The sequence below is a fragment of the Sphingosinicella sp. genome, assembly GCF_052388015.1.
GTDB lineage: Bacteria > Pseudomonadota > Alphaproteobacteria > Sphingomonadales > Sphingomonadaceae > Allosphingosinicella.
The window spans coordinates 46,644-68,416 of record NZ_JBQTIN010000041.1 but is presented as its reverse complement, the minus strand read 5'-3'; the positions used below and the strand labels follow the sequence as shown (position 1 = coordinate 68,416).

Here is a 21,773-nt window from a genome sequence, read left to right as displayed (position 1 = left end):
GTGCTCGGCTGCGTCGTCAACGGCCCCGGCGAGGCGCGCGAGACCGATATCGGCATCACCGGCGGCGGCCAGGGCAAGCATATGGTCTATCTCAGCGGCGTCACCGACCATCATGTCCGCGACGAGGACATGATCGATCATATCGTCAAGCTGGTCGAAGCGAAGGCGGCGGAGATCGAGGCGGCTGAAGCGGCGCTGGCGACGGCGGCGGAATAGTCCGCACCGCCGCAGGCTGACTATTTCTTGCCCCGCGACCGCCGTTCGCCGCGGCGCTCCTTGCGGCGGGCCTTGGCCGCTGCGCCCGCGGCCTTGCGCTTGCCCTCCACCGTTTCGCCGAACTTGACCTCGTCGAGCGGCAGCGCGTCGCCGAGCGCGGGATCGAAGCCCAGGCCGGCCAAGGTCGCGGCGAAATGGTCGGGCAGTTCGGCGGTCACGTCGATCGCCCCGCCGTCGGGATGGTCGATCCTCAGGCGCCGCGCATGCAGATGCAGCTTGCGGCTGATCGCGCCGGTCAGGAACGCGTCCTGGCCGCCATATTTGCCGTCGCCGAGGATCGGATGGCCGATTGCGAGCATATGGACGCGAAGCTGATGGGTGCGCCCGGTGAGCGGCTGCAGCTCGACCCAGGCGGCACGGTTGCCGGCCCGCTCGATCACCCGGTAGCGGGTGCGCGCCGGCTGGCCCGCTTCGCTTTCGTCGACATGCATCTTCTCGCCGCCGGTGCCCGGCTGCTTGGCGATCGGCAGGTCGATCAGCCCGTCCTCGACCGAGGGCACGCCGGTGACGATCGCCCAATAGACCTTGCGCGCGCTGCGCCCGGAAAAGCTCTTCGAGAAAGCGGCGGCGGCGCGGGGAGTGCTGGCGACGAGCAGCGCCCCGGACGTGTCCTTGTCGAGCCGGTGGACCAGCTTCGGTCGCGGCGCGCCGTCCGCGACGAGGCCGTCGAGCAGTCGATCGAGATGATCCTTCGTCCTGGTCCCGCCCTGGGTGGCGAGGCCGGGCGGCTTGTTGACGACGATCGCGGCAGCATCCTCGTGTATGACCAGCGAGCGGACGAAATCCACTTCGTCCTCGGACAGCGTCTCTCGCTTAGGCACTCGTTTAGCCGGCGCGGCGGTCTCGCCGAGCGGTGGAACCCGGATGACCTGACCCGCCTCGATCCGGTCGCCCGGCGTCGCGCGCTTACCGTCGAGCCTGAGCTGGCCGGTCCGCGCCCAGCGCGACACCTGGCCGAAGCCCGCCGCCGGCAGGTTGCGCCGGAACCAGCGGTCGAGCCGGATGCCGTCGTCTTCAGCCGAAACGGTGAAGCTCTGAACCTCGCTCATGCCGCCCCCCGCATTGTTGCAAGGCCGACAAACAGCAAGGCGACCGAGCCAATCACCGATGCCGCGACATAAAGCGCGGCGAAGCCGAACTGGCCGCGCTCGATCATCAGGAAGGTCTCGAGGCTGAATGCCGAGAATGTGGTGAAGCCGCCGAGCACGCCGACGGCGAGCAACAATCGCGCCGCTTCGCTCCCGCCCGCGCGCGCCAGCCGGCGAGCAACCCGATCGCCAGGCCACCGGCGAGGTTCACGAACAAGGTGCGCCAGGGAAAGCCGGAGCCCAGCCAGCGCAACGCGCCCATGCCGGCCAGATGGCGCGCACCGGCGCCGAGCGCGCCGCCGAGCATGACAAGGAGAAGATTGGGCACCGGCGCGCTGTAACCCCGCGCCGCGCGCCGCGCCAGCCGCGGGCGTCAGGCGCCGCGGTTGACGATCAGCGCCACGTCGGCGCCGCGCTCCAGCGGCGTGACGATGAGATAATAAGCCGCATCGCCGCGCACGCCGCCGAGGACATGGGCGTCGCCGCGCCGCTGCTGCTCGGCGGAGAAGCCGGCGCGATCGGCATGGCTGCGATAATATTCGAGCACCCGGGCGAAGGGATCGGATGTGGTGAAGGCGACGACGCGCATCTGGCACGATCCGGCGTCGACGCCCGCCGCTTCGCTGACCTGACCGCCCGGATAGACCGGGAACTCGCGCGGCAGGCGGCGCGCCCATTCCGGCCCGCGCGCGAAATCCGGTCCGCAGCGCGACGCGCCCAGCCGCGCCGGCTCGGCCCCGTTCGGATATTGCGCCTGGACCGGCGCCTCGGCGGGGCGGGCGCTGTTCGGCTGGTTCTGCTGGACGAGGTCGGGATCGACGAGGATCTGGTCCTCGAGCGCGCTGGTCAGCGCCGGATCGACGCCGTTCGCCATCAGCTCATTGTCGAGCGCGGCGAGGTTGTTCTCCGCCCCGCCCGCGCAAGCGGCGAGCGCGAGCAGCCCGGCAAGGGCGAGCGTGAAAGAGGCGGCACGGCGTCGCATCGCCGCGGCTTATGCCGCAGAGCCAAGGAAAATGGGTGAGCGGATATGGTTAACGCGCGCCTGCGCGCCGGCCTGTCCCGCTTTCGGACTGCCAGAAGGCGAAGACTTCCGCCTGGACGGAGCGGATCAGGGCCGCTGCGTCCGGGCCTTCCCATGGCCCGGCATAATCATGATCCCGCGCGCCGCCACTGACCCACCATCCCTGCCCCGGCAGCCCGTCGCTGGCGCGAACCACGAGCACCGCCAGCTCCGGCTCGCCGCGCGTCACCGCCTCGCGGTCGATTTCGCCCAGCATCGCGCAGAGCGCGCGCATCTTCGGGCGGCTGAAATGATAGCCGAGCCTTTCGAGCAGCTCGCCGTAGCTCAAGGCGACGCCCGCCCTGGCGGCGGCGACGAGATGGGCGCGGACTTCCGTCGGGTCGGCCAGCGGCTGGGCCATCAGCCGCCGTCGGCGAGCAGCAGCCGCATGTCCGATCCGCCGCCGGCGCGGGGCGCGATCCTCAGGGTGAAGCGCTCATTGTCGCGGCGCCCGGTGCCGGCGATTACCGTCGCCTCGCCGTCGCGCGTGGCCGAAGCCACGGTAAAATTCTCCGCCCGGGCCGGGTCGCGATACCAGGCGGCGACGCGGTCGGGCGCGTCGGCGCTGGTCAGCCGCAGCTCGACCTCGCCGCTGTCATGCCCGCCGCTTTGCCCGCGCCGGCCCTGGACATGCACGCCCGCGACAGCCGAGCCGGGATAGACGAGGCCGTTGTCATCATCGACATTGGCACGCTCGTTCATGCCCTCCGGGATGGTGACCGAAAGATTGAACCCCGGCGCCTCGACGGTAAACTGCCCGTTTTCGGCGCGGCCGGCGGCGCTGGCATTGTCCGCCACCGGGCCGGCATGATTGCCGATCCGCATCTCGCAGCCGACGAGCAGGACGAGGGCGACGGAAATGAAAATGGCGCGGCGCATCGGAGCTCCTCCTTCGCGTTTTCGATCTAGCTGTATTATTGCAATAATACAATAGCCGCAGCTAGGGACGCGGCATGTCCGACGCGCAGGCCCGGACCCGCGCCGGGCTGCTGCTCGGCATCGGGGCCTATCTCATCTGGGGTCTGATGCCCCTCTATTTCCGCCTGATCGCCCAGGTGCCGGCGGCCGAGATCGTCGCGCACCGCGTGGTATGGTCGCTGCTGTTCCTCACCGCCTTGATCGCCTTGCGGCGCGGCTGGAAGGCGGTGCGGGCGGCGCTGGAACGACGTTCGCTGGCGATCCTGATCGCCACCGCATTGCTGATCGGGGTCAACTGGCTGGTCTTCACCTGGGCCGCGACCCACGGCCACGTCGTCGCCGCCAGCTTGGGCTATTATCTCAACCCGCTGGTCAACATCCTGCTCGGCGTCCTTCTGCTGAAGGAAAGGCTGAGCCGGGCGCAGATCGCCGCGACGGCGCTCGCCGCCGTCGGCGTCGCCGTGCTGGCCTTCGGCGCGGGCGCCGGCACCGGCCTTTGGATCAGCCTGTCGCTGGCCGCCAGCTTCGCGCTCTACGGTTTCCTGAGGAAGATCGCGCCGGCCGGCGCGCTTGAGGGGCTGACGGTAGAAACAGCGCTGATGGCGCCGCTCGCGCTCGGCTGGATTGCGGCGATGCAGGCGTCGGGAACGGCCGGCTTCACCGCTCATGGGCCGGCGATAACGACGCTGGTCGCCCTCGGCGGCGTGATCACTTCGGTCCCGTTGCTGCTCTTCACCGGCGCGGCGCGGCGGCTGCCTTATTCGACCCTCGGCTTTCTCCAATATATCGCGCCGACGCTACAGTTCCTGATCGGCGTCTTTTATGGTGAGCCGCTGACGACCGCCCATCTGATCTGCTTCGGAGCGATCTGGACGGCGCTGGCGCTGGTCGCGATCGACGGCTGGCGCGCCGCCCGTCGAGCCCGGGTGACCGAGCCCTTGTGAGTCTAGGCCGAACGCGCAATTCTCTCCGCCGCTGAGGGAGGGGCCACATGAAAACCGATCCCAGAGTGGACGCTTATATCGCCAAGCAGGCCGATTTCGCGCGGCCGATCCTGACCCATTTGCGCGACATGCTCCACGAAGCCTGCCCCGATTGCGAAGAAACCCTGAAGTGGAGCATGCCAAGCTTCCTCTACCAGGGGAAGATCCTAGCCGGTTTCGCCGCGTTCAAGGCGCACGCGACCTTCGGCTACTGGAACGATTCCATGCTCCAGCAGGAGGAGAAGAACCGATCGGCGATGGGCCAGTTCGGCCGGCTGACCTCGCTCGACGATCTGCCCGACCGCGACCGGCTGATCGCGCTGACCCGCGATTCGATGGCGCTGATCGATTCCGGCGCCAAGCCGCCGCGCGCGACAGCGAAGAAGGCGCCTTTCACCGTGCCGCAGGACATGCAGGCTGCGATCGGCGCCAATTCGGCGGCCAGGGCGACATTCGACGGCTTCCCGCCCAGCGCGCAGCGCGAATATGTCGAATGGGTCACCGAGGCGAAAAGCGACGCAACGCGCGGCAAACGCCTCGCCCAGAGCGTCGAATGGCTCGCCGAAGGCAAGCGCCGCCACTGGAAATATGCGAACTGCTGAGCGAGGCGCGGTCGCCGATCGGTCCGTTCCATCCCTACTCCCCGTTCGTGTCGAGCGAAGTCGAGACACGCTTGCACCGAGGGGGCGCTTCTCGACTTCGCTCGAAGCAAACGGGTTTGGGGGCGCGGTTCAAAAGTGACGGAAAAGTCACAACGAGCCGATCGGCCTGGCCGTCATATCGTGCGCCGCGAACGGTAAACCTGACAAATCCGACAGCGCCGAAAGGGACAGTCTCGGCGGGACTGTCCCCACCACGGGCCGCGAATGTTCCCAATGTTCGCGGTGGCCATGGGGATTTTTCAGGCGCTCGCCGCGGCTGTCGGAATCACCCAATGCGCGCGCGGAGGCGCGGAGGTGTTGACGAGGTGAAAGAGCCGCGCGCCGACTCGGGCGCGGCGACATTATGACGGATCAGGTACATGTAGGAAAATGGGGGGCACAGCGCGTTTGGGAATTTAGACAGTCGCCGTAATCCGGAGAAATCGTATGTCGATTAGCTTATTGGCACTCATGCTTTTCCTTCAGGCTGCTGCCCCTGAACCGGCTACGGCGCTCGAGGCTCGGCTGCTGGAACACGCCGCTGCCGAATTGCGCTCGCAGGTTCGCTATCCGCCAGCTACGCGAGTGCGCAGGGTTCATTTCATGCGCTCAACCGGAACGGACGGGCGCGATCATCTTCACCTTTGCGGTGAGGCGCGCGACGAGGGCGCGCCGCCAACTGAGGACTGGACACCGTTCGTCACGTCCGAAATCAACGGCGAGATCCAGCTATGGTATGGTGGCGGCGCCTATTCGCCATCACGGGCATGCACTGGCAGATTCGGCCAGCTTGACTTCCGCCGCGATTTTTCAGCTAGGCTGGAACACGAAGTACGCCGCTGAACCCAAGTCTCACCGGACGCAGGCAGGAGCCGACGTTCGCTTCGATCGACGTCGAGAAGCGTGTCTCGACTTCGCTCGACACGAACGGGAGTTAGGAAGCCGCGAAAGCCGCCCTAGAGATTGTTGACGTTGTTCTCCTCCGGCGGCGCGGGCGTCACCGGGCGGCATTGCGGCAGGTTGAGCTGGTGCATGTCGGCGCAGGCGCGCACCTGCGTGTCGCCATTGGGGGCGATGAAGACCGCCCAGTGACGGCCGTCCTCGCACAAGGCGACCCACATCACCATGCCGCGATAATCTTCCTGGTAGCGGGCGCCGTCGACCCGCGTGCAACGGCGGCCATTGTCGCGGATCGCCCGCATCAGCGCGAGCCGCTGGTTGAGGCTGGTGAGCTTCAACAGCCCTTCGTGCATCGGGTTGGCAACCTTGATCTGGGCCCGGTTGGCCGGCTGTTCGCCGGATTCGCAGCCGGCGACGGCGACGCAGCCGGCGACAGCAACCGCGAGCAGAAGGCCTGAGTTCATTGACGGTTGCCGGGCGCGGCGCTGTTGCCGCCCAGTTGCGCCGCCTCGGCCGGGTTCAGCACCGCGGCCGACCCGTCATTGCCGAGCACGATCGTCCAGGTGACGCCGTTGTCGCACCGCGCGGTCCACAGCGGCAGCCCCTGGTGCTCGCCGGCGCGGGCCGACGATTCGACATGCTGACACGGCAGCCTCGCATCGCGGATGGCGCGGATGAAGACGGCGTTGCGCTCGCCTTCGCTCAACGCTTCGAGCCGGTTCTGGGTCGCCTGCGGGCCGGGGACGGCGACCTTGTTGTCGCCTTGCGGGGTAACGTCGCCGCAGCCGGCAATCGCGAACAAGGCGAGCGTCGTGGCGGATCGGGATGACAGCATGATCCTTCTCCCTTCTTGCGCCCCAACAATGACTGATCGGCGGTTCGGTTGCCTCATGCCGCCGCCAGCGCGCGATAATGCTCGCGCAGCCGCACCTTGTCGATCTTGCCGGTGCCGAGCTTGGGCAGCGGATCGGGCGAGATCCAGATTCGCTCCGGCACCTTGAAGCTGGCGATGTTTTCCTCGAGATACGCCGCCAGCGTCGCCGCATCGACGCCCCCTTTCTCGCACCAGACCACCGCCGCCGGGACCTCCCCCAGCCGCTCATCGGCGATGCCGAACACCGCCGCTTCCGACACCGCGGTGTGGGAATAGATCGCCGCCTCGACCTCGGCGGCGCTGATATTCTCGCCGCCCCGGATGATGATGTCCTTCTTGCGGTCGACGATGAAGAGATAGCCGTCTTCGTCCAGATAGCCGATGTCGCCGGTGCGGAAATAGCCGTCGGCGGTGAACGCCGCCTCGGTCGCCGCCTCGTTGCGCCAATAGCCGCGGATATTGGCCGCGGACCTTATCCCGATCTCGCCGCGCTCGCCTGTAGTGAGATGCGCGTCGCCGTCACCCAGAATCGCCAGCTCAACGATCGGCGCGTGCGGCCGCCCGGTCGAGGCCGGCTTGTCGTGATAATTGGTCCAGAAGTTGCCGCAGCCGACGGCGTTGGTCTCGGTGAGGCCGTAGCCGAGCGCCGGGCGGGCGTGGATGAAGCTGTCTTCCAGCCGCTTGACGTGTGCGACCGGGCGCGGCGCGCCGCCGGCGGCGATGTCGGTCATCGTCGAGAGGTCGTATCTGCCGCGGTCCGGATGCTGCATCAGCTCCAGGCTCATCGTCGGCACGCCGACGAAATAGGTGATCTTCTCTTTCTCGATCAGCCTGAGCGCCTCGCCCGCATCCCATTTCGGCATCAGCACCATGGTGCGGCCGATGACGAAACTGTTCAGCAGCACCGGCACCTCGCCGGTGACGTGGAACAAAGGCACGTTGACCAGGGTCCTGGGCTCCGGGACCGTCTCGCCGGCGCCTTCGCGGATGCCGCGCAGCACGGCGAGGCTGATCGTATAGGCATAGATGCCGGTGGTGACGGCGCGGTGAGTGGAGACGGCGCCCTTGGCGAGGCCGGTCGAGCCCGAGGTGAACAGGATCGTCGCGTCGTCGTCTGGTCCGACCGGCGGCGGCGGCCCTTCCGGCCCGCCGATCAAGGGCGCGAGCGCCTCGGCGAGCGGCCGCTCGATCGGCAGCGAGACGACGCGGCAGCCGCCGCAGCCGTCCTCGATCCGCTTCGCCCGACCTTCGTCGGCGATGACCAGCTTCGGCTCGACCAGTTCGAGCGCGTCGCGCATCTCGTCCGCCTGCCACCAGCCGTTGAGCAACGTGGCGATCCCGCCCGCCTCGAGGATCGCCATGTAGGAGACGATCCAGGCCGGACAGTTGCGCATCGCGATGCCGACCCGGTCGCCCTTCTCGATGCCTGATCCGACCAGCGCTTTCGCGAGCTTCTGGGCATGGCGATGGAGATCGGCGAAGGTCAGCCGCTCGTCGCCGGCGACGACCGCCTCGGTCGCGCCTTCCAGCGTGCAGAAAATGTCGAACAGGATCGGCAGCGTCGCCGGCAGGTTGGCGACGACCGCCCGTCCAGCCGCGTCGCGCGCGATGACGAAGCGGCCGCCCTCGCCGGTGACGGCGGCCAGCACCGCGTCATATTTGCGGTCGAGCTCGCTCGGCATCCTTCCCGCTTTCCCTCGCCTTTGCCTTTTCTTCGCCCCTCCTTATGAAGGCGCGAACCTGAAGGGGAAAGCCTTGATCGACGCGTTCACCATGATGCTGGCGACGGCAGCGGATGCGATCAGCTATCGCGACCTGGGGCTCAGCCCGATCGCGCTCGATCTCGGCTGGTTCCAGCTCCGCTGGTACAGCCTCGCTTACCTCGCCGGCATCATCCTCGGCTGGTGGTATTTGCTGAAGCTGATCGATCAGCCGCGCGCGCCGATGGCGCGGCGCCACGCCGACGACATGGTGTTCTTCGCGACGCTCGGCGTCATCATCGGCGGCCGGCTCGGCTATGTCCTGTTCTACAAGCCGATGGACTATTTCGCCGATCCAGTTGCGATCCTGCGGCTGTGGGACGGCGGCATGTCCTTCCATGGCGGCGTCATCGGCGTGTCGCTTGGCATCCTGTGGATGGCGCGCCAGCACAAGCTCGATTGGCTCCGCATCCACGATTATGTCGCCTGCTGCGTCCCCTTCGGCCTGTTCTTCGGCCGGCTCGCCAATTTCGTGAACAGCGAGCTGTGGGGCGGCGTCACCGACGTGCCCTGGGCGGTGCGCTTCTGCGAGGCGTTCGACCGTTCGGGCGCCTGCCAGATCGTCGGCTCGGCCCGCCACCCGAGCCAGCTCTACGAGGCGGCGCTGGAGGGGATTCTGCTGTTCGCGGTGCTCGGCTGGATGTTCTGGAAAACCCGTGCCCGCTATCAGCCCGGCAAGCTCGTCGGCGCCTTCCTGCTCGTCTACGGCCTCAGCCGCTTCCTCGTCGAGTTCATCCGCGAGCCGGATACGCATCTCGTCGAGTTCTCGCGCAACTACTGGCTGCATATGGGCCAGTGGCTGAGCCTGCCGATGATCCTGGGCGGCCTCTATCTGATCGTCACCGCGAAGCGGCGCGAGGGCCGCGTGAGCGCAGTGCCAGCCGAGGACAAGCTCGCCGATGAGCCCGCTTGAGAAGCAATTGCGAGCGCGGATCGAGCAAGACGGGCCGATCAGCGTCACCGACTATATGGCCGCCTGCAACGCGCGTTATTATGCGAGCCGCGACCCGCTCGGGCGGAGCGGCGACTTCATCACCGCGCCGGAGATCAGCCAGATGTTCGGCGAATTGGTGGGGGCGTGGCTGGGCGACCTGTGGGCGCGCGCCGGACGGTCCGCAAATGCCGTGTTTGTTGAACTGGGACCGGGGCGCGGCACACTGGCCGGCGATGCTCTGAGAGCGATGGCCAAGGCCGGGCTGAACCCCGAAGTCCACTTCGTCGAGGCGAGCCCGGCGTTGCGGCGCGTGCAAGGCGAACGTGTTCCGGCCGCAACATGGCACGACAATATCGCGACGCTGCCGCAGGATGGCCCGCTGCTGATCGTCGCGAACGAATTTTTCGATGCCCTTCCGGTCGAGCAGTTCGGCAGCGACGGCGCAGCCCTCAAGATCGAGGCCGACGACGATCACTTCATGCGCTGCGGCGCGGTGGTGCGGGAGGCTTCCTCGGCATCCGAGGCGATCGTCGCGGATCTCGCACAGCGCCTGTCGAAGCAAGGCGGCGCGGCGCTGATCGTCGATTACGGCTATAAGGGCCCGAGCAGCGGCGACACGCTGCAAGCCGTCTCGCGCCATGCGTTCGCCGATCCGTGGCGCGCGCCGGGAACACGCGACCTGACAGCCCATGTGGGCTTCGCCGCGCTCGCAAATGCCGGCGAGTGCGCGGGCGCTCGTATCTGCGGCCCGGTCGCGCAGGGGCCATGGCTTGAGGCGCTCGGCATCGGCGCGCGCGCCGATGCGCTGGCCAAGGCGGCGCCAGACCGGGCCGACGAAATCGACGGCGCGCGGCATCGGCTGACCGCTCCCGGTCAGATGGGCGAATTGTTCAAGGTTCTCGCGATCGCATCACGCGATTGGCCCGTCCCGGCGGGGTTCGGCGCATGAGCGACATCCTCTGGCGCAATGCGGGCCCGGATGACGCGGCGACGTTGGCGGCGATCGGGCGCGAGAGCTTCATCGAAACGTTCGGTCACCTCTACACGCCGGAAAATCTCACCGCCTTCCTCGAAATCCACGAAGAGGAGAATTGGCGGCAGGAATTGTCTGATCCGCGTTACGCGGTGCGGCTCGGCTTCGTCGACGGAATCAACGCCGCTTATGTGAAGCTCGGCCCGCCCTCGCTTCCCTTCACGCCGCCGAAAGACAGTATCGAGCTTCGTCAATTCTACATCCTGAAGCCCTGGCAAGGCGCCGGCCTCGCGCTGGCGATGATGGACTGGACGCTGGCCGAGGCGCGGCGGCGCGGCGCGGCCCATATCTATCTTTCCGTCTTCATCGACAATCACCGCGCCCGCCGCTTCTACGACAAACAGGGCTTCGAGCCGGTCGGGCGCTACGACTTCATGGTCGGCACCCATGCCGATGAGGACATCGTCATGCGGCGGGCATTATGAGCGTCACCTATCGCGACGCCGCCATCGCCGACGGCCCGGCGCTGGCCGACATGGGCAGGCGTTGCTTCGTCGAAACCTTCGGCCCGCATTTTCCGCCCGACGACATGACGCTGCATCTCGGGCGCATGTTCGGGCCGGAGGGCCTGTCCGCCGAGCTGCACGATCCCGATCTGCGCGTCCGCATGGCCGAAGAGAACGGCGAGATCGCCGCCTATCTGAAGCTCGCGCCGATGAGCCTGCCGGTCCCGCACGAGCCGGGCGCGCTCGAGGTGAAACAGCTCTACGTGCTGGGGCTCTGGCAGGGCGCCGGCGTTGCGGCCGTTTTGATGGACTCGGCCATCGAAACAGCCCGTTCCGAGGGCGCCCCAGCGATCTATCTCAGCGTCTGGGAGCAAGGCGCGCGCGCCATCGCTTTCTATGCGCGACGCGGCTTCGTGCAGATCGGCGTGGCGCCATTTCAACTCGGCAGCCGCGCCTATCAGGATCCGGTGATGAGGCTCGGCCTTTGAAGGTCGAAGTGATCCATGCCGATGCGCTCGCCGGCGTGCCGCACGGCTTCCTCGGCCGGCCTGGCGGCGTTTCGACCGGCCATTGCGAAGGGCTCAACACCGGCTTCGGCGCGGATGACGGACGCGACGCGGTCATCGAGAACCGCCGCCGCGCTATTGAAGCGGTTGCGCCGGGAGCAGCCTTGGTCACGGGCCATCAGATTCATTCCGCCGAGGTCGTGGTCGCGACCGCGCCCTGGCCTGACGACGCCCGCCCCAAGGCCGATGCCTTGGTCACCGACCGTCCCGGTCTCGCGCTCGGCATCGTTACCGCCGATTGCGCGCCGGTCCTGCTCGCCGACCGCGACGCCGGCGTGATCGGTGCCACCCATGCCGGTTGGAAGGGCGCGTTCGCCGGCGTGATCGGCGCGACGGTGGCGGCGATGGAAAAGCTGGGCGCGGACCGGAGCCGGATCGCCGCCGCGGTCGGGCCGTGCATCGCTCGCAAGAGCTATGAGGTCGACGAAGACTTCCTCCGCCGCTTCGTCGAGGCCGAGCCGGAAAATGAGCGCTTCTTCGCCCCCGGCCGCGAAGATCATCACCAGTTCGATCTCGAGGCCTATGTCCTGTCGCGGCTGGCCGAAGCAGGCGTGACGCGGGCCGAGGCGCTCGGCCTCGACACCTATGCCGATTCGGATCGCTTCTTCAGTTTCCGCCGCGCCACCCACAACAGCGAGCCGACCTACGGCCGCCAGCTCTCCTTGATCGCGCTTCCGGGCTAGCGAGCGGCGCGCCGGCTCGCTAAAGCGCGGCCGGGCAACGGACCTCACCCCTGGGCCGCTCGGAAAGAGCGGCCTTGAGCCCCGTCTCCTGACGGCGGGCTCGGTCTCCACGCAGAGTTTGCGCCAGAGGAGACATGAATATGCAGGACGAATCCGATCTCACCGGCGGCACCCCGCGCCGCCGCCCCAAGGCCGACGTGCTCGAAATCGGCGGCCGGCGGCTGAAGCCGTCGACCCTGATGATGGGCCATGGCTTCGATCCGGCTCTATCCGAGGGCTCGCTGAAGCCGCCGATCTTCCTCACCTCGACCTTCGTTTTCGAGAATGCGGCGGCGGGCAAACACCATTTCGAAGGCGTCACCGGCAAGCGCCCGGGCGGCGCCGAGGGCCTGATCTATTCGCGCTTCAACGGCCCCAATCAGGAAATCCTCGAGGACCGCCTGAGCGTCTGGGAGGATGCGGAGGACGCGCTCACCTTCTCGTCGGGCATGTCGGCGATCTCGACGCTGCTGCTCGCCTTCGTCCAGCCGGGCGACATCGTCGTCCATTCGGGCCCGCTCTACGCCGCGACCGAAACCCTGATCGCCCGCATCCTCGGCCGGTTCGGGATCAGCTGGCTCGATTTCCCCGCCGGCGCGACCGAGGAGGAGATCGCCGCCGTCGTCGAGCAGGCGAGGGCCAAAGGCCGCGTGCCGCTGATCTATCTCGAAAGCCCGGCCAATCCGACCAATGCCCTGGTCGACGTGCAGGCTGTTGCCCGGGTGCGCGACGCGCTCTTCGCCGTCGGCGAGCGCCCGCCGATCGCGATCGACAACACCTTCCTCGGGCCGCTGTGGCACCAGCCACTGCGGCATGGCGCGGACCTGTCGGTCTACAGCCTGACCAAATATGCGGGCGGCCATTCCGATCTTGTCGCCGGCGGGATCACCGGGTCGAAGGAGCTGATCAACCAGATCCGGATGCTGAGGAACACGATCGGCACGATCACCGATCCCAACACCGCCTGGATGCTGCTGCGCAGCCTCGAGACGCTGGAGCTGCGCATGACCAGGGCGGGCGAGAACGCCGCCAAGGTCTGCGCCTTCCTTCGCGATCATCCCAAGGTGGAGAGCGTCGGCTATCTCGGCTTCCTCACCGAGGGGCGGCAGGCCGACATTTATCGCCGCCATTGCACCGGCGCGGGCTCCACCTTCTCACTCTATCTCAAGGGCGGCGAGCGGGAGAGCTTCGCCTTCCTCGACGCGCTCCAGATCGCCCATCTCGCGGTCAGCCTCGGCGGCACCGAGACATTGGCGAGCTGCCCGGCGGCGATGACGCACCTTTCAGTGCCGCCCGAGCGCAAGGCCGAGATGGGCATTACCGACAATCTGGTCCGCGTCTCGATCGGGGTCGAGGATCCGGACGATCTGATCGCCGATTTCGATCAGGCGCTGAACGCGGTTTAGGCCCGCCGGCGGTCGCGCCATTCCAGCACTTCCCAGCCCGCGTCGCGTGCGACGCGGGCGAGGCGGTTGTGCGGGTTGGTCGCGAAGGCCTCGTCCGACCAGGCATGGACGGGCGCGTCGGAGACATGGTCCGAATAGAAGCGGATGTGGACCGCCGCACGCTCCAGCCCCTCGCGCTGGAGCCAGGCCTCGATCATGTCGAGCTTGCCGAGGCCGTAGCAGTTCGCGCCGGAAATCCTGGCGACGATCCGGCCCTCGCTGTCGGGCAGCGTCTCCGTGGCGATCACGTCGTCGAAGCCGAGCCGTTTGGCGATCGCCGCCGCGTAAAGGCCGTAGGACGCGGTCGCCATCACCAACCGGCGGCCAGCGGCTTTGTCCTCGGCCAGGCGGGCGCGGGCGCCGGTAAGAATGTTGGTCGCCACCTGCCGTTCGGCGAAGCGCTGCACGACCGGCTCGAGCCGTTCGGGCCGCGGCCGGCCGATCAGCAGCCGGTAATTCCATTCCTTCAATCGCCCGCGATCGATGATCCGCAGGCCGTAAAGGATCGTGGTGAGCAACGAAATCGGCGCGAGCAGCGCGCGCCACGGCGCCAGCCGGGTCATCGCAAACCACAGGAATGGGCCATAGGTCGGCCCGCGGGTCACCGTCCGGTCCATGTCGTAGATCGCCAGCGCCTGGATCAAGGTTTGCCGCACGGACATCGAAGCGTCGCTCCTCACCATCCCTCCTTGCCGCTCGCCCCTTTTTGAAGCACGGTCAAGGTGATGACCGAGCTCAGCCCGAGCATGGAGAACGACGCGTGCGTGCTGCGGTTTCGCGGCAACCTGTCGCTGCTGCGCGCGCGCCGGCTGAGCGAGGAGATCGACGAGATCACCGCCGAGCGGATCACCGTCGATCTCGCCGAGGTCGACGCGATGGACACGGTCGGCGCCTGGCTGATCCACAAGCTGGTGCGCGACCGCGGCGCGACCGTGATCAACGCGACCGCGGATCAGCAATCGCTGATCGACCAGGTCGCCAAGGCCGACCGGCCGATACCGACCGAGGAGGACGAGGAGCCGGTGATCGAGGAGATCGTCGGCCGGGTTGGAGGCGCGACCCAGCTCGCCGCCCAAACCATGCTTGGCCTGCTTGGCTTCTTCGGCCAGCTTTGCATCTCGCTCTGGGGGATCATGCGCCACCCGCGCCGCTTCCGCTTCAACGCGGTGGTGATGCGCTTCGAGGTGGTCGGCGTCCATGCGCTCGGCATCATCGGTCTGATGAGCTTCCTGGTCGGCATCGTCATCGCCCAGCAGGGCGCTGTGCAGCTGCGCCAGTTCGGCGCCGAGGTGTTTACCATCAATCTGGTCGGTCGCTCGGCGATGAAGGAGCTGGGCGTGCTGATGACGGCGATCATGGTCGCCGGCCGCTCCGGCTCCGCCTTCGCCGCCCAATTGGGCACGATGAAGCTGAATGAGGAAGTGGATGCGATGCGCACCATCGGCGTGTCGCCGATGGAGGCGTTGGTCATCCCGCGGGTGCTGGCCACCGTGCTGATGATGCCATTGCTCGGCTTCTACGCCGCGATCCTTGCCATCGCCGGCGGCGGCATCTTCTGCTGGCTCAGCCTCGGAATCCCGCCGATCACCTTCATCCAGCGCATCCGCGAGGTCGTGCCGATGGAGGACCTCTTGCAGACGCTGATCAAGGCGCCGGTGTTCGGCATGATCATCGCGATGGCCGGCTGCTATCAGGGGCTGCAGGTCAAGGGCAATGCCGAGGAGGTCGGCCTTCGAACCACAACCGCGGTCGTTCAGGGCATCTTTCTGGTGATCGTCCTCGACGCCTTCTTCGCCGTCTTCTTCACCGCGATCGGCTTCACCTGATGGCGGCGGACGAGGAAGCGATCATCTGTGTCCGGGGTCTGAAAAACGGCTTCGGCGACCAGATCGTTCATGACGGGCTCGATCTCGACGTCAGGCGCGGCGAGGTGCTCGGCGTCGTGGGCGGATCGGGCACAGGCAAATCGGTGCTGATGCGCTCGATCATCGGCCTCCAGACCCCGCTCGCCGGTGAGATCGAGGTATTCGGCGTCCCGATGGTGGGCCGCGACGAGGACGACGCGAAGCATGTCCGCCGCCGCTGGGGCGTGCTGTTTCAGGGCGGCGCGCTCTTTTCCACCCTCACCGTCGCCGAGAATATCGAGGTTCCGATCCGCGAATTCTTCCCCGGCGTCGACGACGAGCTGCTGCGCGAGATTGCTGGCTACAAGATCCTGATGAGCGGCCTGCCGGCGAGCGCGGGGGAGAAATATCCGTCCGAGCTATCCGGAGGCATGCGCAAGCGCGCCGGCGTCGCCCGGGCGCTCAGCCTCGATCCCGAATTGCTGTTCCTCGACGAGCCGACCGCCGGCCTGGACCCGATCGGCGCCGCCGCCTTCGACGAACTGATCCGCGAGCTTTCCGACGCTCTCGGCCTCACGGTCTTCCTGATCACCCACGATCTCGATACCTTGCATGCGATCTGCGACCGGGTCGCGGTGCTCGCCGACAAGAAGGTGATCGCGGTCGGCACGATCCCGGAATTGCTGGCGTTGGACCACAAATGGATACAGGATTATTTCAACGGGCCGCGCGGCCGGGCCGCCGCGGCGGGGCTCAGTAAGCACCAGGAAGTCGAGGCCTGATGGAGACGCGTTCAAACCAGGTGCTGGTCGGCAGCATCGTGCTGGGCCTGATCGCCGCCTTGGTGGTGTTCGCGATCTGGCTGACCTCGTTGGGCGAGGGCGGGCAGAAGACCTATGACGTCTTCTTCCAGCAATCGGTCGAGGGCCTCGCCAAAGGCTCGGGCGTCACCTTCCGCGGCGTCCCCGTCGGCCAGATCGAATCGATCAACCTCGAGCCGAACAGCCCCCAATTCATCCGGGTGCGTGTTTCCGTGAGTGAGGACACGCCGATCCTGCAGGGCACCACGGCGACGATCCGCGGCGTCGGCTTCACCGGCGTCTCGCAGATCCAGCTCGATCCGCCCGAGCAGCAGGCCGACGCGCGGACGGCGGCGCGCGAGGAAATCCGTTGTCCCGAGCAGAACCCGCAATCCGAATGCCCTTATGGCCATCCGGTAATCCCGACCCGGGCGGGCGGCATCGCGGCCCTGCTCAACAGCGCGCCGGAATTGCTCGAACGGGTCTCGCGCCTGACCGAACGGCTCACCGCCTTGCTCACCGACCGCAACCAGGAATCGATCGCCGGCATTCTCGACAATCTCGAGGAGGTCAGCCGCAACCTCGCCGAGCGGTCGCCGGAGATCGCCGCGACCCTCGCCGAGGCGCGGACCGCGATCCGTCAGGCGGGCGCTGCGGCTGAACAGATCGGCCAGCTTGCGGGGAGCACCCAGCAGATGCTCGACCGCGACGGGCGCCCGCTGGTCGCCGATCTGCGCCGGACGCTGAGCACGGCCGACCGATCGATTCAGGAAATGCAGGCCGCGATCAGCGACGCGAGGCCAGGTCTGCGCGCTTTCTCGAACCAGACGCTGCCTGAGGTGGGCCAGCTCACCCGCGATCTGCGCGCAACGAGCGAATCGCTGCGCGAAATCACCGATCGCTTGAACCAGCAGGGTGTCGGCGGCGTCATCGGCGGCCCGCGCCTGCCGAACTACCGGCCCGGGAGACGAGGACGATGATGCCTATTCGCTTGGCTCTTCCCGCCGCGGCCTTGCTCGCGCTCGCCGGCTGCTTCGGCGGCGGCGCGCCGAGCCAGCTGCTCACCCTGACGCCGAGCCAGAGCCGGCCCGCCGCGAGCCCGCAAAGCGCAGGCCAGGGCGCGGCGATCACCGTCGTCGACCCGACCGTGCCGCAGGCGCTGAGGACGACGCGAATCCCGGTCTATGTCAGCGACACGACGATCCAGTATCTGGAAGACGCGGCCTGGGTCGAGAATCCCGGCGTGCTGTTCGGGCGGCTGCTCGGCGAGACGATCGCGGTGAGGACCGGGCGCGTCGTGCTCGACGCGCGCCAATATTCGCAAGACCCCGGAACGCGGATCACCGGCCAGCTGCACCGCTTCGGGCTCGATCCGGCGCGGATGGAAGCGGTCGTCGTCTATGACGCGACGATGCCGCGTGGGGCCGGGATCGTCACCAATCGCTTCGAGGCCAGGGTGCCGGTCGCCGAAGCCACGCCGGCCGCGGTTGCCCCTGCGCTCAATCAGGCCGCGAACCAGGCGGCCGAACAGGTCGCCGCCTGGGTCGGCGGCGGCTAGTCAGGCAGCCAGGCTCTTGCTCGCCTGCTCGAACACGTCCTTGCTGAGGCCGGACGTGCCGACGATCCGCTCGAGCTCGGCCTTCATCCGCGCCGCGCGCTTGTCGTCGAAGCGGCGCCAGCGGCCGAGCGGCGGGACCAATTTCGCCGCGGTTTGCGGATTGAGCTTGTCGGCGGCGAGGATCATGTCGGCGAGGAACTTGTAGCCGCGCCCGGAGGCGTCGTGGAACGCACGCTGGTTGGCCGAGAAGGCGCCGGCCAGGGACCGCAGCCGGTTCGGATTGGCGAGGGTGAAATCGCCGTGGCGGGCGAGCGCCTCGACCCGCTCGGGCGTGTCGTCGCGCGTCGCGAGCGCCTGGACCGTGAACCATTTGTCGATCACCAAAGCGTCCGATTTGTAGCGATCGTAAAAGGCCTGCAGCGCCCGGCCGCGCTCCGGCGCGGTGGTGTTGACCAGCACGCCCATCGCCCCCTGCCGGTCGGTCATATTGTCCGCCTCGTCATATTGGGTCAGCGCCAGCCAGGCGGCGTCGCGCGCTTCCGCCGCCATGATATAGCCGAGCGCGATCGTGCGCAGGCGGCGGGCGCCTTTGGCGGCAGGATTGTAGGCGTAGCGGTTAGCGGAATGGGCTCCATAGGCGTCGCGCCACAGTGACTCGAGCTCGCTGCCGAGATCGCGGCGCAGCGCCTCGCGCGCGGCGTGGATCGCCTCGGGGTCCACGCGCTCCATCCGGTCGCCGATGAAGGCCTCGCTCGGCAGCAGCACCGCCTCGGCGACGAAGGCCGGGTCGAGCGCCTGGTCCATCAGGGTGCGCCGCACCGCCTCGATCACCGGCCGATGGTCCGCCGCGCCGCCGATCGCGGCGATCAAAGTGTCGAGCATCAACTGCTGCATCGCCTCGTAGCGGGCGAAGGGATCGTCGTCGCGCGCCGAGAGGAAGGCGAGCGCATCGGCGCCGCGATCGGTTTCCAGCACGATCGGGGCCGAGAAGTCGCGGTTCAATGAGACGACCGGCCGCGTGGGCGCGCCGGCGAGCGGCAGCTCGGCGCTGACGGAATCGAAGACGAACAGCCTTTCCTCCGCCTTCGCGCCGGTTTCCTCGTCGAGCACGGCGAGCTTGAGCGGGATCGGCATCGGCTGCTTGACCGGCTGGCCCGGCGTCGGCGGCATCTCCTGCTCGAGCAGCAGCGCCTTGCGGTCGTCCGACAGCCGCGCCCGCACCCGCGGCGTCCCGGCCTGCGAATACCAGAGCCGGAACTGCGCAAGATCGATCCCGCTCGCCCGCTCCATCGCGCGGACGAAATCTTCGCAGGTCACGGCCTCGCCGTCATGGCTCGCGAAATAGAGGTCGCAGCCGGCGCGGAACTTCTCTGGGCCCAGGATGGTGTGCATCATCCGGATCAGCTCGGCGCCCTTGTTGTAGACGGTCGCGGTGTAGAAGTTCGAAATCTCGATATAGGAATCCGGCCGCACCGGATGGGCGAGCGGACCGGCATCCTCGGGAAACTGGGCGGCGCGCAGCATCCGGACGTCCTCGATCCTTTTCACCGCGCGACTGCCCATGTCGGCGCTGAACTGCTGGTCGCGGAAGACGGTGAAGCCCTCCTTCAGCGACAATTGGAACCAGTCACGGCAGGTGACGCGGTTGCCCGACCAATTGTGGAAATATTCGTGCGCGACGACGCCCGCGATCGCGTCATAATCGGCGTCGGTCGCGGTGTCGGGATCGGCGAGGATGTAGCGGCTGTTGAAGATGTTCAGCCCCTTATTCTCCATCGCGCCGAAGTTGAAATCGGCGACGGCGACGATGTTGAACACGGCGAGGTCATATTCGCGGCCATAGACCTCCTCGTCCCACTGCATCGCCGCCTTGAGGCTCGCCATCGCATGCTCGGTACGCGGCAGATCGCCGTCGCGGACCCAGATGCCGAGCTCGACCTCGCGGCCGGCGCGGGTGACGAAGCGGTCGCGATTGCAGACCAGATCGCCGGCGACGAGCGCGAACAAATAGCAGGGCTTGGGGAAGGGATCGTGCCACTCGGCCCAGTGCCGCCCGCCGGCGAGCTCGCCCGAGCCGACCGGGTCGCCATTGGCGAGCAGCACCGGATAAAGCGCCCTGTCCGCCTCCATCCGCACCCGATAGGTCGAGAGAACGTCCGGCCGGTCGATGAAGGGCGTGATCCGGCGGAAGCCCTGGGCCTCGCACTGGGTGCAGAGCAGTCCGCCCGATTCGTACAGGCCCATGAGCTTGGTGTTGGCGCGCGGCGCGATCGCGACCTCGGTCTCGATCGTCGCGCTGTCGCCGGCGACCGGGACAAGGATCGCATCTGGGTGACGCTCGACCTCGACCGCCGCGCCATCGACCTTCACGCCGAGCAGCTCCAGCTCGTCCAGATCGAGCACGAGCGGCAGATCATGCGCCCCTTTGCGCCCAACCTTCAGCGTCGCGCGGACGACGGTGCGTTCCGCGTCGAGCTGAACGTCCAGGTCGATTTCGGAAATCAGCCAGTCGGGCGGACGATAATCCTCACGCCGGATCGTGGCCGGCGCGGCGGGAGCGTTCTGGGCGTCGAGCATGACGGCCCTTTAGGGTCCAGGCCCATGACCGGCAATGGCCGGGATCGCCCGGAGAAGGCCGCGAAGCGGCGGCCGGTTATGGGCCTGGACCCTCGACGCGCCGGCACGAATCCGCCAGACAGGCGTTGAATGGGCATGTCACGCGCCTGGGCCATCGTTGCGATCCTCGCCGCCGGCTTCCTGCTCGGCGCGCCGGCGACGACCGCGACGCCGGAATCCGGGCCATCGGCCGCGAAGCAATCGCGGCCGGCGCGGGACTGCTTCTCCGCCCGCACCGTCAACGGCTTCCGCCCGGTCGGCCGTGAGGCCGTCGACGTGACGGTGAGCCGCAACCGGCAATATCGCCTGACCCTCGTCGGCTATTGCCCCGACGTCGACTGGTCGCTCAGCGTGGCGCTGCGCACCCGCGGCGGTTCGTCGTTCATCTGTGCCGGCCTCGACGCCGAGCTGCTGGTGCCGAGTCCGACCGGCCTGCAGCGCTGCGCGGTCACCGAGGTCAGGCGCCTGTCGCCCGAAGAGATCGAGGCGGCGCGGCGCATCCGGCGCTAGTCGGCCCGGGTCACCTTCACGCTCTGCTCGATCAGCTCGGCAGTGCCGAAGATCGTCATGAAGGCGATATCGGTGGCGTCGCGGCCGACGCAGATGCGGGCGACGTTGGCGGTCGGCGCGAGGGAGGTGGCATCGACGAGATGCCAGCCGTCCTCCAGCCAGACTTCGACGACGGCGTGGAAATCGGGCGGATCGAGATCGAGCGCATAGCCGGAGACGAGCCGCGCGGGGATGCCCGCGGCGCGAGCGAAGCTGGCCATGAGATGAGCATAATCGCGGCACACGCCCTCGCGCGCGACGAAGGCGTCGGCGGCGGTGGTCTCGGCGTCGGTCGAGCCGGGGACATAGGTCATCTCGCGGCCGATCCAGTCCGCCATCGCCATGATCTTCGCGCCGCCTTCGAACGCGCCGAAATGGCGCTCGACGAACGTTTCGAACCGGTCCGCCTCGCAATAGCGGCTCGCGAGGAGATAGGGGACGACGAGCGGCGGCAGATCGGCCTTGGGCGCAGCGGCGAGGCCGGCGATATCGACCGCCGGCCGGTTCAGATCGACGATCGCGCGATAGGTCGCCCTGAGGCGCCCCTCGGCCGTCAGCCAGGTCCGCTGCCCGATCCCCTCCTCGCCGGCGATCGGCGCGAGCGGCCCGGAGCCGTCCACCGTCAGCCGGTCCCCGATCAGGATCTGGTCGGGAAGCTGCGCGACCTCGACCGCGAGCAGGATGTCGGCCCGCTCCGGCACATGATAATCCAGCACAACGTCGATCTCGAGCCGCATGTGTCCCTTTCGCCTGCCGCCGG

27 protein-coding genes are annotated in these 21,773 nt (G+C 67.8%); 15 read left to right on the top strand and 12 right to left on the bottom strand.

The features are described from left to right. Positions 1–216, top strand: a 216-nt coding sequence (locus ACT4N3_RS03560; RefSeq protein WP_444853829.1) for a flavodoxin-dependent (E)-4-hydroxy-3-methylbut-2-enyl-diphosphate synthase, incomplete at its 5' end; no start/stop codon positions are given. A 20-nt stretch (positions 217–236) separates the two neighbouring features. Here the strand turns inward: ACT4N3_RS03560 and ACT4N3_RS03555 are convergent. From ACT4N3_RS03555 to ACT4N3_RS03530, 6 genes are all read right to left on the bottom strand, one after another. After that, positions 237–1,325 carry an RluA family pseudouridine synthase gene (locus ACT4N3_RS03555; RefSeq protein WP_444853828.1) on the bottom strand — a complete coding sequence of 363 codons (1,089 nt, stop codon included), beginning with the start codon at positions 1,323–1,325 and terminating at the stop codon, positions 237–239. Continuing rightward, on the bottom strand, positions 1,322–1,501 hold the full coding sequence (locus ACT4N3_RS03550) for a CrcB family protein (protein WP_444853827.1): 180 nt from the start codon (positions 1,499–1,501) through the stop codon (positions 1,322–1,324). The genes ACT4N3_RS03555 and ACT4N3_RS03550 overlap by 4 nt, the downstream gene beginning before the upstream one ends. Next, positions 1,432–1,626, bottom strand: coding sequence for a hypothetical protein (locus ACT4N3_RS03545; RefSeq protein ID WP_444853832.1), 195 nt, complete (start codon positions 1,624–1,626; stop codon positions 1,432–1,434). Before ACT4N3_RS03545 ends, ACT4N3_RS03550 begins: the two co-directional genes overlap by 70 nt. 111 nt (positions 1,627–1,737) lie before the next feature. Next, entirely contained in the window at positions 1,738–2,346 is a 609-nt protein-coding gene (locus ACT4N3_RS03540) for a hypothetical protein (protein WP_444853826.1), read from the bottom strand. Between the two features lie 49 nt (positions 2,347–2,395). Next, positions 2,396–2,785: a ribose-phosphate pyrophosphokinase gene (locus ACT4N3_RS03535; protein ID WP_444853825.1), complete on the bottom strand. Its 390-nt coding sequence runs from the start codon at positions 2,783–2,785 to the stop codon at positions 2,396–2,398. Beyond that, a complete protein-coding gene (locus ACT4N3_RS03530; protein ID WP_444853824.1) occupies positions 2,785–3,303 on the bottom strand; it encodes a hypothetical protein in 519 nt (172 codons plus the stop codon). The genes ACT4N3_RS03535 and ACT4N3_RS03530 overlap by 1 nt, the downstream gene beginning before the upstream one ends. A gap of 74 nt (positions 3,304–3,377) precedes the next feature. Here ACT4N3_RS03530 and rarD point away from each other — a divergent pair, with 74 nt between their 5' ends. The 3 genes from rarD to ACT4N3_RS03515 all read left to right on the top strand — a co-directional run bounded on the left by rarD (position 3,378) and on the right by ACT4N3_RS03515 (position 5,809). Next, positions 3,378–4,286 (top strand): EamA family transporter RarD, encoded by a 909-nt coding sequence (rarD, locus tag ACT4N3_RS03525; protein ID WP_444853823.1) that lies wholly within the window; start codon positions 3,378–3,380, stop codon positions 4,284–4,286. A 47-nt stretch (positions 4,287–4,333) separates the two neighbouring features. After that, positions 4,334–4,927, top strand: a complete 594-nt coding sequence (locus ACT4N3_RS03520) for a YdeI/OmpD-associated family protein (RefSeq protein WP_444853822.1) — start codon at positions 4,334–4,336, stop codon at positions 4,925–4,927. A 510-nt stretch (positions 4,928–5,437) separates the two neighbouring features. Further along, positions 5,438–5,809, top strand: coding sequence for a hypothetical protein (locus ACT4N3_RS03515; protein ID WP_444853821.1), 372 nt, complete (start codon positions 5,438–5,440; stop codon positions 5,807–5,809). A gap of 113 nt (positions 5,810–5,922) precedes the next feature. Here the strand turns inward: ACT4N3_RS03515 and ACT4N3_RS03510 are convergent, their stop codons facing one another. The 3 genes from ACT4N3_RS03510 to ACT4N3_RS03500 are packed head-to-tail and all read right to left on the bottom strand — an operon-like array spanning position 5,923 to position 8,422. Next, positions 5,923–6,330: a hypothetical protein gene (locus ACT4N3_RS03510; RefSeq protein ID WP_444853820.1), complete on the bottom strand. Its 408-nt coding sequence runs from the start codon at positions 6,328–6,330 to the stop codon at positions 5,923–5,925. Continuing rightward, positions 6,327–6,701: a hypothetical protein gene (locus ACT4N3_RS03505; protein ID WP_444853819.1), complete on the bottom strand. Its 375-nt coding sequence runs from the start codon at positions 6,699–6,701 to the stop codon at positions 6,327–6,329. Before ACT4N3_RS03505 ends, ACT4N3_RS03510 begins: the two co-directional genes overlap by 4 nt. A gap of 53 nt (positions 6,702–6,754) precedes the next feature. Continuing rightward, a complete protein-coding gene (locus ACT4N3_RS03500) occupies positions 6,755–8,422 on the bottom strand; it encodes a class I adenylate-forming enzyme family protein (protein ID WP_444853818.1) in 1,668 nt (555 codons plus the stop codon). Positions 8,423–8,513: 91 nt separating this feature from the next. Here ACT4N3_RS03500 and lgt point away from each other — a divergent pair, with 91 nt between their 5' ends. The 6 genes from lgt (at position 8,514) to ACT4N3_RS03470 (ending at position 13,607) form a co-directional block, all read left to right on the top strand. Then, positions 8,514–9,413 (top strand): prolipoprotein diacylglyceryl transferase, encoded by a 900-nt coding sequence (lgt, locus tag ACT4N3_RS03495; RefSeq protein WP_444853831.1) that lies wholly within the window; start codon positions 8,514–8,516, stop codon positions 9,411–9,413. Between the two features lie 7 nt (positions 9,414–9,420). Further along, entirely contained in the window at positions 9,421–10,383 is a 963-nt protein-coding gene (locus ACT4N3_RS03490; RefSeq protein ID WP_444853817.1) for a class I SAM-dependent methyltransferase, read from the top strand. After that, positions 10,380–10,892, top strand: a complete 513-nt coding sequence (locus tag ACT4N3_RS03485) for a GNAT family N-acetyltransferase (RefSeq protein ID WP_444853816.1) — start codon at positions 10,380–10,382, stop codon at positions 10,890–10,892. The genes ACT4N3_RS03490 and ACT4N3_RS03485 overlap by 4 nt, the downstream gene beginning before the upstream one ends. Continuing rightward, positions 10,889–11,401, top strand: coding sequence for a GNAT family N-acetyltransferase (locus ACT4N3_RS03480; protein ID WP_444853815.1), 513 nt, complete (start codon positions 10,889–10,891; stop codon positions 11,399–11,401). The genes ACT4N3_RS03485 and ACT4N3_RS03480 overlap by 4 nt, the downstream gene beginning before the upstream one ends. After that, positions 11,398–12,162 carry a peptidoglycan editing factor PgeF gene (pgeF, locus tag ACT4N3_RS03475; RefSeq protein ID WP_444853814.1) on the top strand — a complete coding sequence of 255 codons (765 nt, stop codon included), beginning with the start codon at positions 11,398–11,400 and terminating at the stop codon, positions 12,160–12,162. Before ACT4N3_RS03480 ends, pgeF begins: the two co-directional genes overlap by 4 nt. A gap of 134 nt (positions 12,163–12,296) precedes the next feature. After that, complete coding sequence (locus ACT4N3_RS03470) at positions 12,297–13,607, top strand: cystathionine gamma-synthase family protein (protein ID WP_444853813.1); 1,311 nt, start codon at positions 12,297–12,299, stop codon at positions 13,605–13,607. On the opposite strand, the gene ACT4N3_RS03465 is transcribed toward ACT4N3_RS03470, so the two are convergent. Further along, positions 13,604–14,326: an HAD family hydrolase gene (locus ACT4N3_RS03465; protein ID WP_444853812.1), complete on the bottom strand. Its 723-nt coding sequence runs from the start codon at positions 14,324–14,326 to the stop codon at positions 13,604–13,606. The genes ACT4N3_RS03470 and ACT4N3_RS03465 overlap by 4 nt on opposite strands. Positions 14,327–14,371: 45 nt before the next feature. Between ACT4N3_RS03465 and ACT4N3_RS03460 the strand changes: the two genes are divergently transcribed. From ACT4N3_RS03460 to ACT4N3_RS03445, 4 genes are read left to right on the top strand one after another with little or no spacing between them, the layout of a single operon-like run. Further along, positions 14,372–15,472, top strand: coding sequence for an MlaE family lipid ABC transporter permease subunit (locus tag ACT4N3_RS03460; protein ID WP_444853811.1), 1,101 nt, complete (start codon positions 14,372–14,374; stop codon positions 15,470–15,472). Further along, entirely contained in the window at positions 15,472–16,272 is an 801-nt protein-coding gene (locus tag ACT4N3_RS03455) for an ABC transporter ATP-binding protein (protein ID WP_444853810.1), read from the top strand. The genes ACT4N3_RS03460 and ACT4N3_RS03455 overlap by 1 nt, the downstream gene beginning before the upstream one ends. Then, the gene (locus tag ACT4N3_RS03450) at positions 16,272–17,270 is read left to right on the top strand and encodes an MlaD family protein (protein WP_444853809.1); all 999 of its coding nucleotides are present in this window, start codon (positions 16,272–16,274) and stop codon (positions 17,268–17,270) included. Before ACT4N3_RS03455 ends, ACT4N3_RS03450 begins: the two co-directional genes overlap by 1 nt. Continuing rightward, positions 17,270–17,848: an ABC-type transport auxiliary lipoprotein family protein gene (locus tag ACT4N3_RS03445; protein WP_444853808.1), complete on the top strand. Its 579-nt coding sequence runs from the start codon at positions 17,270–17,272 to the stop codon at positions 17,846–17,848. The genes ACT4N3_RS03450 and ACT4N3_RS03445 overlap by 1 nt, the downstream gene beginning before the upstream one ends. Here ACT4N3_RS03445 and pepN read toward each other — a convergent pair whose 3' ends face one another. Continuing rightward, a complete protein-coding gene (pepN, locus tag ACT4N3_RS03440; protein WP_444853807.1) occupies positions 17,849–20,425 on the bottom strand; it encodes an aminopeptidase N in 2,577 nt (858 codons plus the stop codon). 129 nt (positions 20,426–20,554) lie between these two features. Between pepN and ACT4N3_RS03435 the strand changes: the two genes are divergently transcribed. Then, positions 20,555–20,974 carry a DUF6491 family protein gene (locus tag ACT4N3_RS03435; protein WP_444853806.1) on the top strand — a complete coding sequence of 140 codons (420 nt, stop codon included), beginning with the start codon at positions 20,555–20,557 and terminating at the stop codon, positions 20,972–20,974. Here ACT4N3_RS03435 and ACT4N3_RS03430 read toward each other — a convergent pair. Next, the gene (locus ACT4N3_RS03430) at positions 20,971–21,750 is read right to left on the bottom strand and encodes a transglutaminase-like domain-containing protein (RefSeq protein WP_444853805.1); all 780 of its coding nucleotides are present in this window, start codon (positions 21,748–21,750) and stop codon (positions 20,971–20,973) included. The two genes, ACT4N3_RS03435 and ACT4N3_RS03430, sit on opposite strands and share 4 nt — an antisense overlap. Between the last annotated feature and the right edge of the window lie 23 nt (positions 21,751–21,773).

Bases quoted from the DNA above. Each gene is read 5' to 3' on its own strand.
- ACT4N3_RS03555 (WP_444853828.1), bottom strand. From the start codon at position 1,325: ATGAGCGAGGTTCAGAGCTTCACCGTTTCGGCTGAAGACGACGGCATC.
- ACT4N3_RS03545 (WP_444853832.1), bottom strand. From the start codon at position 1,626: ATGGGCGCGTTGCGCTGGCTGGGCTCCGGCTTTCCCTGGCGCACCTTG.
- ACT4N3_RS03540 (WP_444853826.1), bottom strand. From the start codon at position 2,346: ATGCGACGCCGTGCCGCCTCTTTCACGCTCGCCCTTGCCGGGCTGCTC.
- ACT4N3_RS03535 (WP_444853825.1), bottom strand. From the start codon at position 2,785: ATGGCCCAGCCGCTGGCCGACCCGACGGAAGTCCGCGCCCATCTCGTC.
- ACT4N3_RS03530 (WP_444853824.1), bottom strand. From the start codon at position 3,303: ATGCGCCGCGCCATTTTCATTTCCGTCGCCCTCGTCCTGCTCGTCGGC.
- rarD (WP_444853823.1), top strand. From the start codon at position 3,378: ATGTCCGACGCGCAGGCCCGGACCCGCGCCGGGCTGCTGCTCGGCATC.
- ACT4N3_RS03520 (WP_444853822.1), top strand. From the start codon at position 4,334: ATGAAAACCGATCCCAGAGTGGACGCTTATATCGCCAAGCAGGCCGAT.
- ACT4N3_RS03515 (WP_444853821.1), top strand. From the start codon at position 5,438: ATGCTTTTCCTTCAGGCTGCTGCCCCTGAACCGGCTACGGCGCTCGAG.
- ACT4N3_RS03510 (WP_444853820.1), bottom strand. From the start codon at position 6,330: ATGAACTCAGGCCTTCTGCTCGCGGTTGCTGTCGCCGGCTGCGTCGCC.
- ACT4N3_RS03505 (WP_444853819.1), bottom strand. From the start codon at position 6,701: ATGCTGTCATCCCGATCCGCCACGACGCTCGCCTTGTTCGCGATTGCC.
- ACT4N3_RS03500 (WP_444853818.1), bottom strand. From the start codon at position 8,422: ATGCCGAGCGAGCTCGACCGCAAATATGACGCGGTGCTGGCCGCCGTC.
- lgt (WP_444853831.1), top strand. From the start codon at position 8,514: ATGATGCTGGCGACGGCAGCGGATGCGATCAGCTATCGCGACCTGGGG.
- ACT4N3_RS03485 (WP_444853816.1), top strand. From the start codon at position 10,380: ATGAGCGACATCCTCTGGCGCAATGCGGGCCCGGATGACGCGGCGACG.
- ACT4N3_RS03480 (WP_444853815.1), top strand. From the start codon at position 10,889: ATGAGCGTCACCTATCGCGACGCCGCCATCGCCGACGGCCCGGCGCTG.
- ACT4N3_RS03470 (WP_444853813.1), top strand. From the start codon at position 12,297: ATGAATATGCAGGACGAATCCGATCTCACCGGCGGCACCCCGCGCCGC.
- ACT4N3_RS03460 (WP_444853811.1), top strand. From the start codon at position 14,372: ATGACCGAGCTCAGCCCGAGCATGGAGAACGACGCGTGCGTGCTGCGG.
- ACT4N3_RS03455 (WP_444853810.1), top strand. From the start codon at position 15,472: ATGGCGGCGGACGAGGAAGCGATCATCTGTGTCCGGGGTCTGAAAAAC.
- ACT4N3_RS03450 (WP_444853809.1), top strand. From the start codon at position 16,272: ATGGAGACGCGTTCAAACCAGGTGCTGGTCGGCAGCATCGTGCTGGGC.
- ACT4N3_RS03445 (WP_444853808.1), top strand. From the start codon at position 17,270: ATGCCTATTCGCTTGGCTCTTCCCGCCGCGGCCTTGCTCGCGCTCGCC.
- pepN (WP_444853807.1), bottom strand. From the start codon at position 20,425: ATGCTCGACGCCCAGAACGCTCCCGCCGCGCCGGCCACGATCCGGCGT.
- ACT4N3_RS03435 (WP_444853806.1), top strand. From the start codon at position 20,555: ATGGGCATGTCACGCGCCTGGGCCATCGTTGCGATCCTCGCCGCCGGC.
- ACT4N3_RS03430 (WP_444853805.1), bottom strand. From the start codon at position 21,750: ATGCGGCTCGAGATCGACGTTGTGCTGGATTATCATGTGCCGGAGCGG.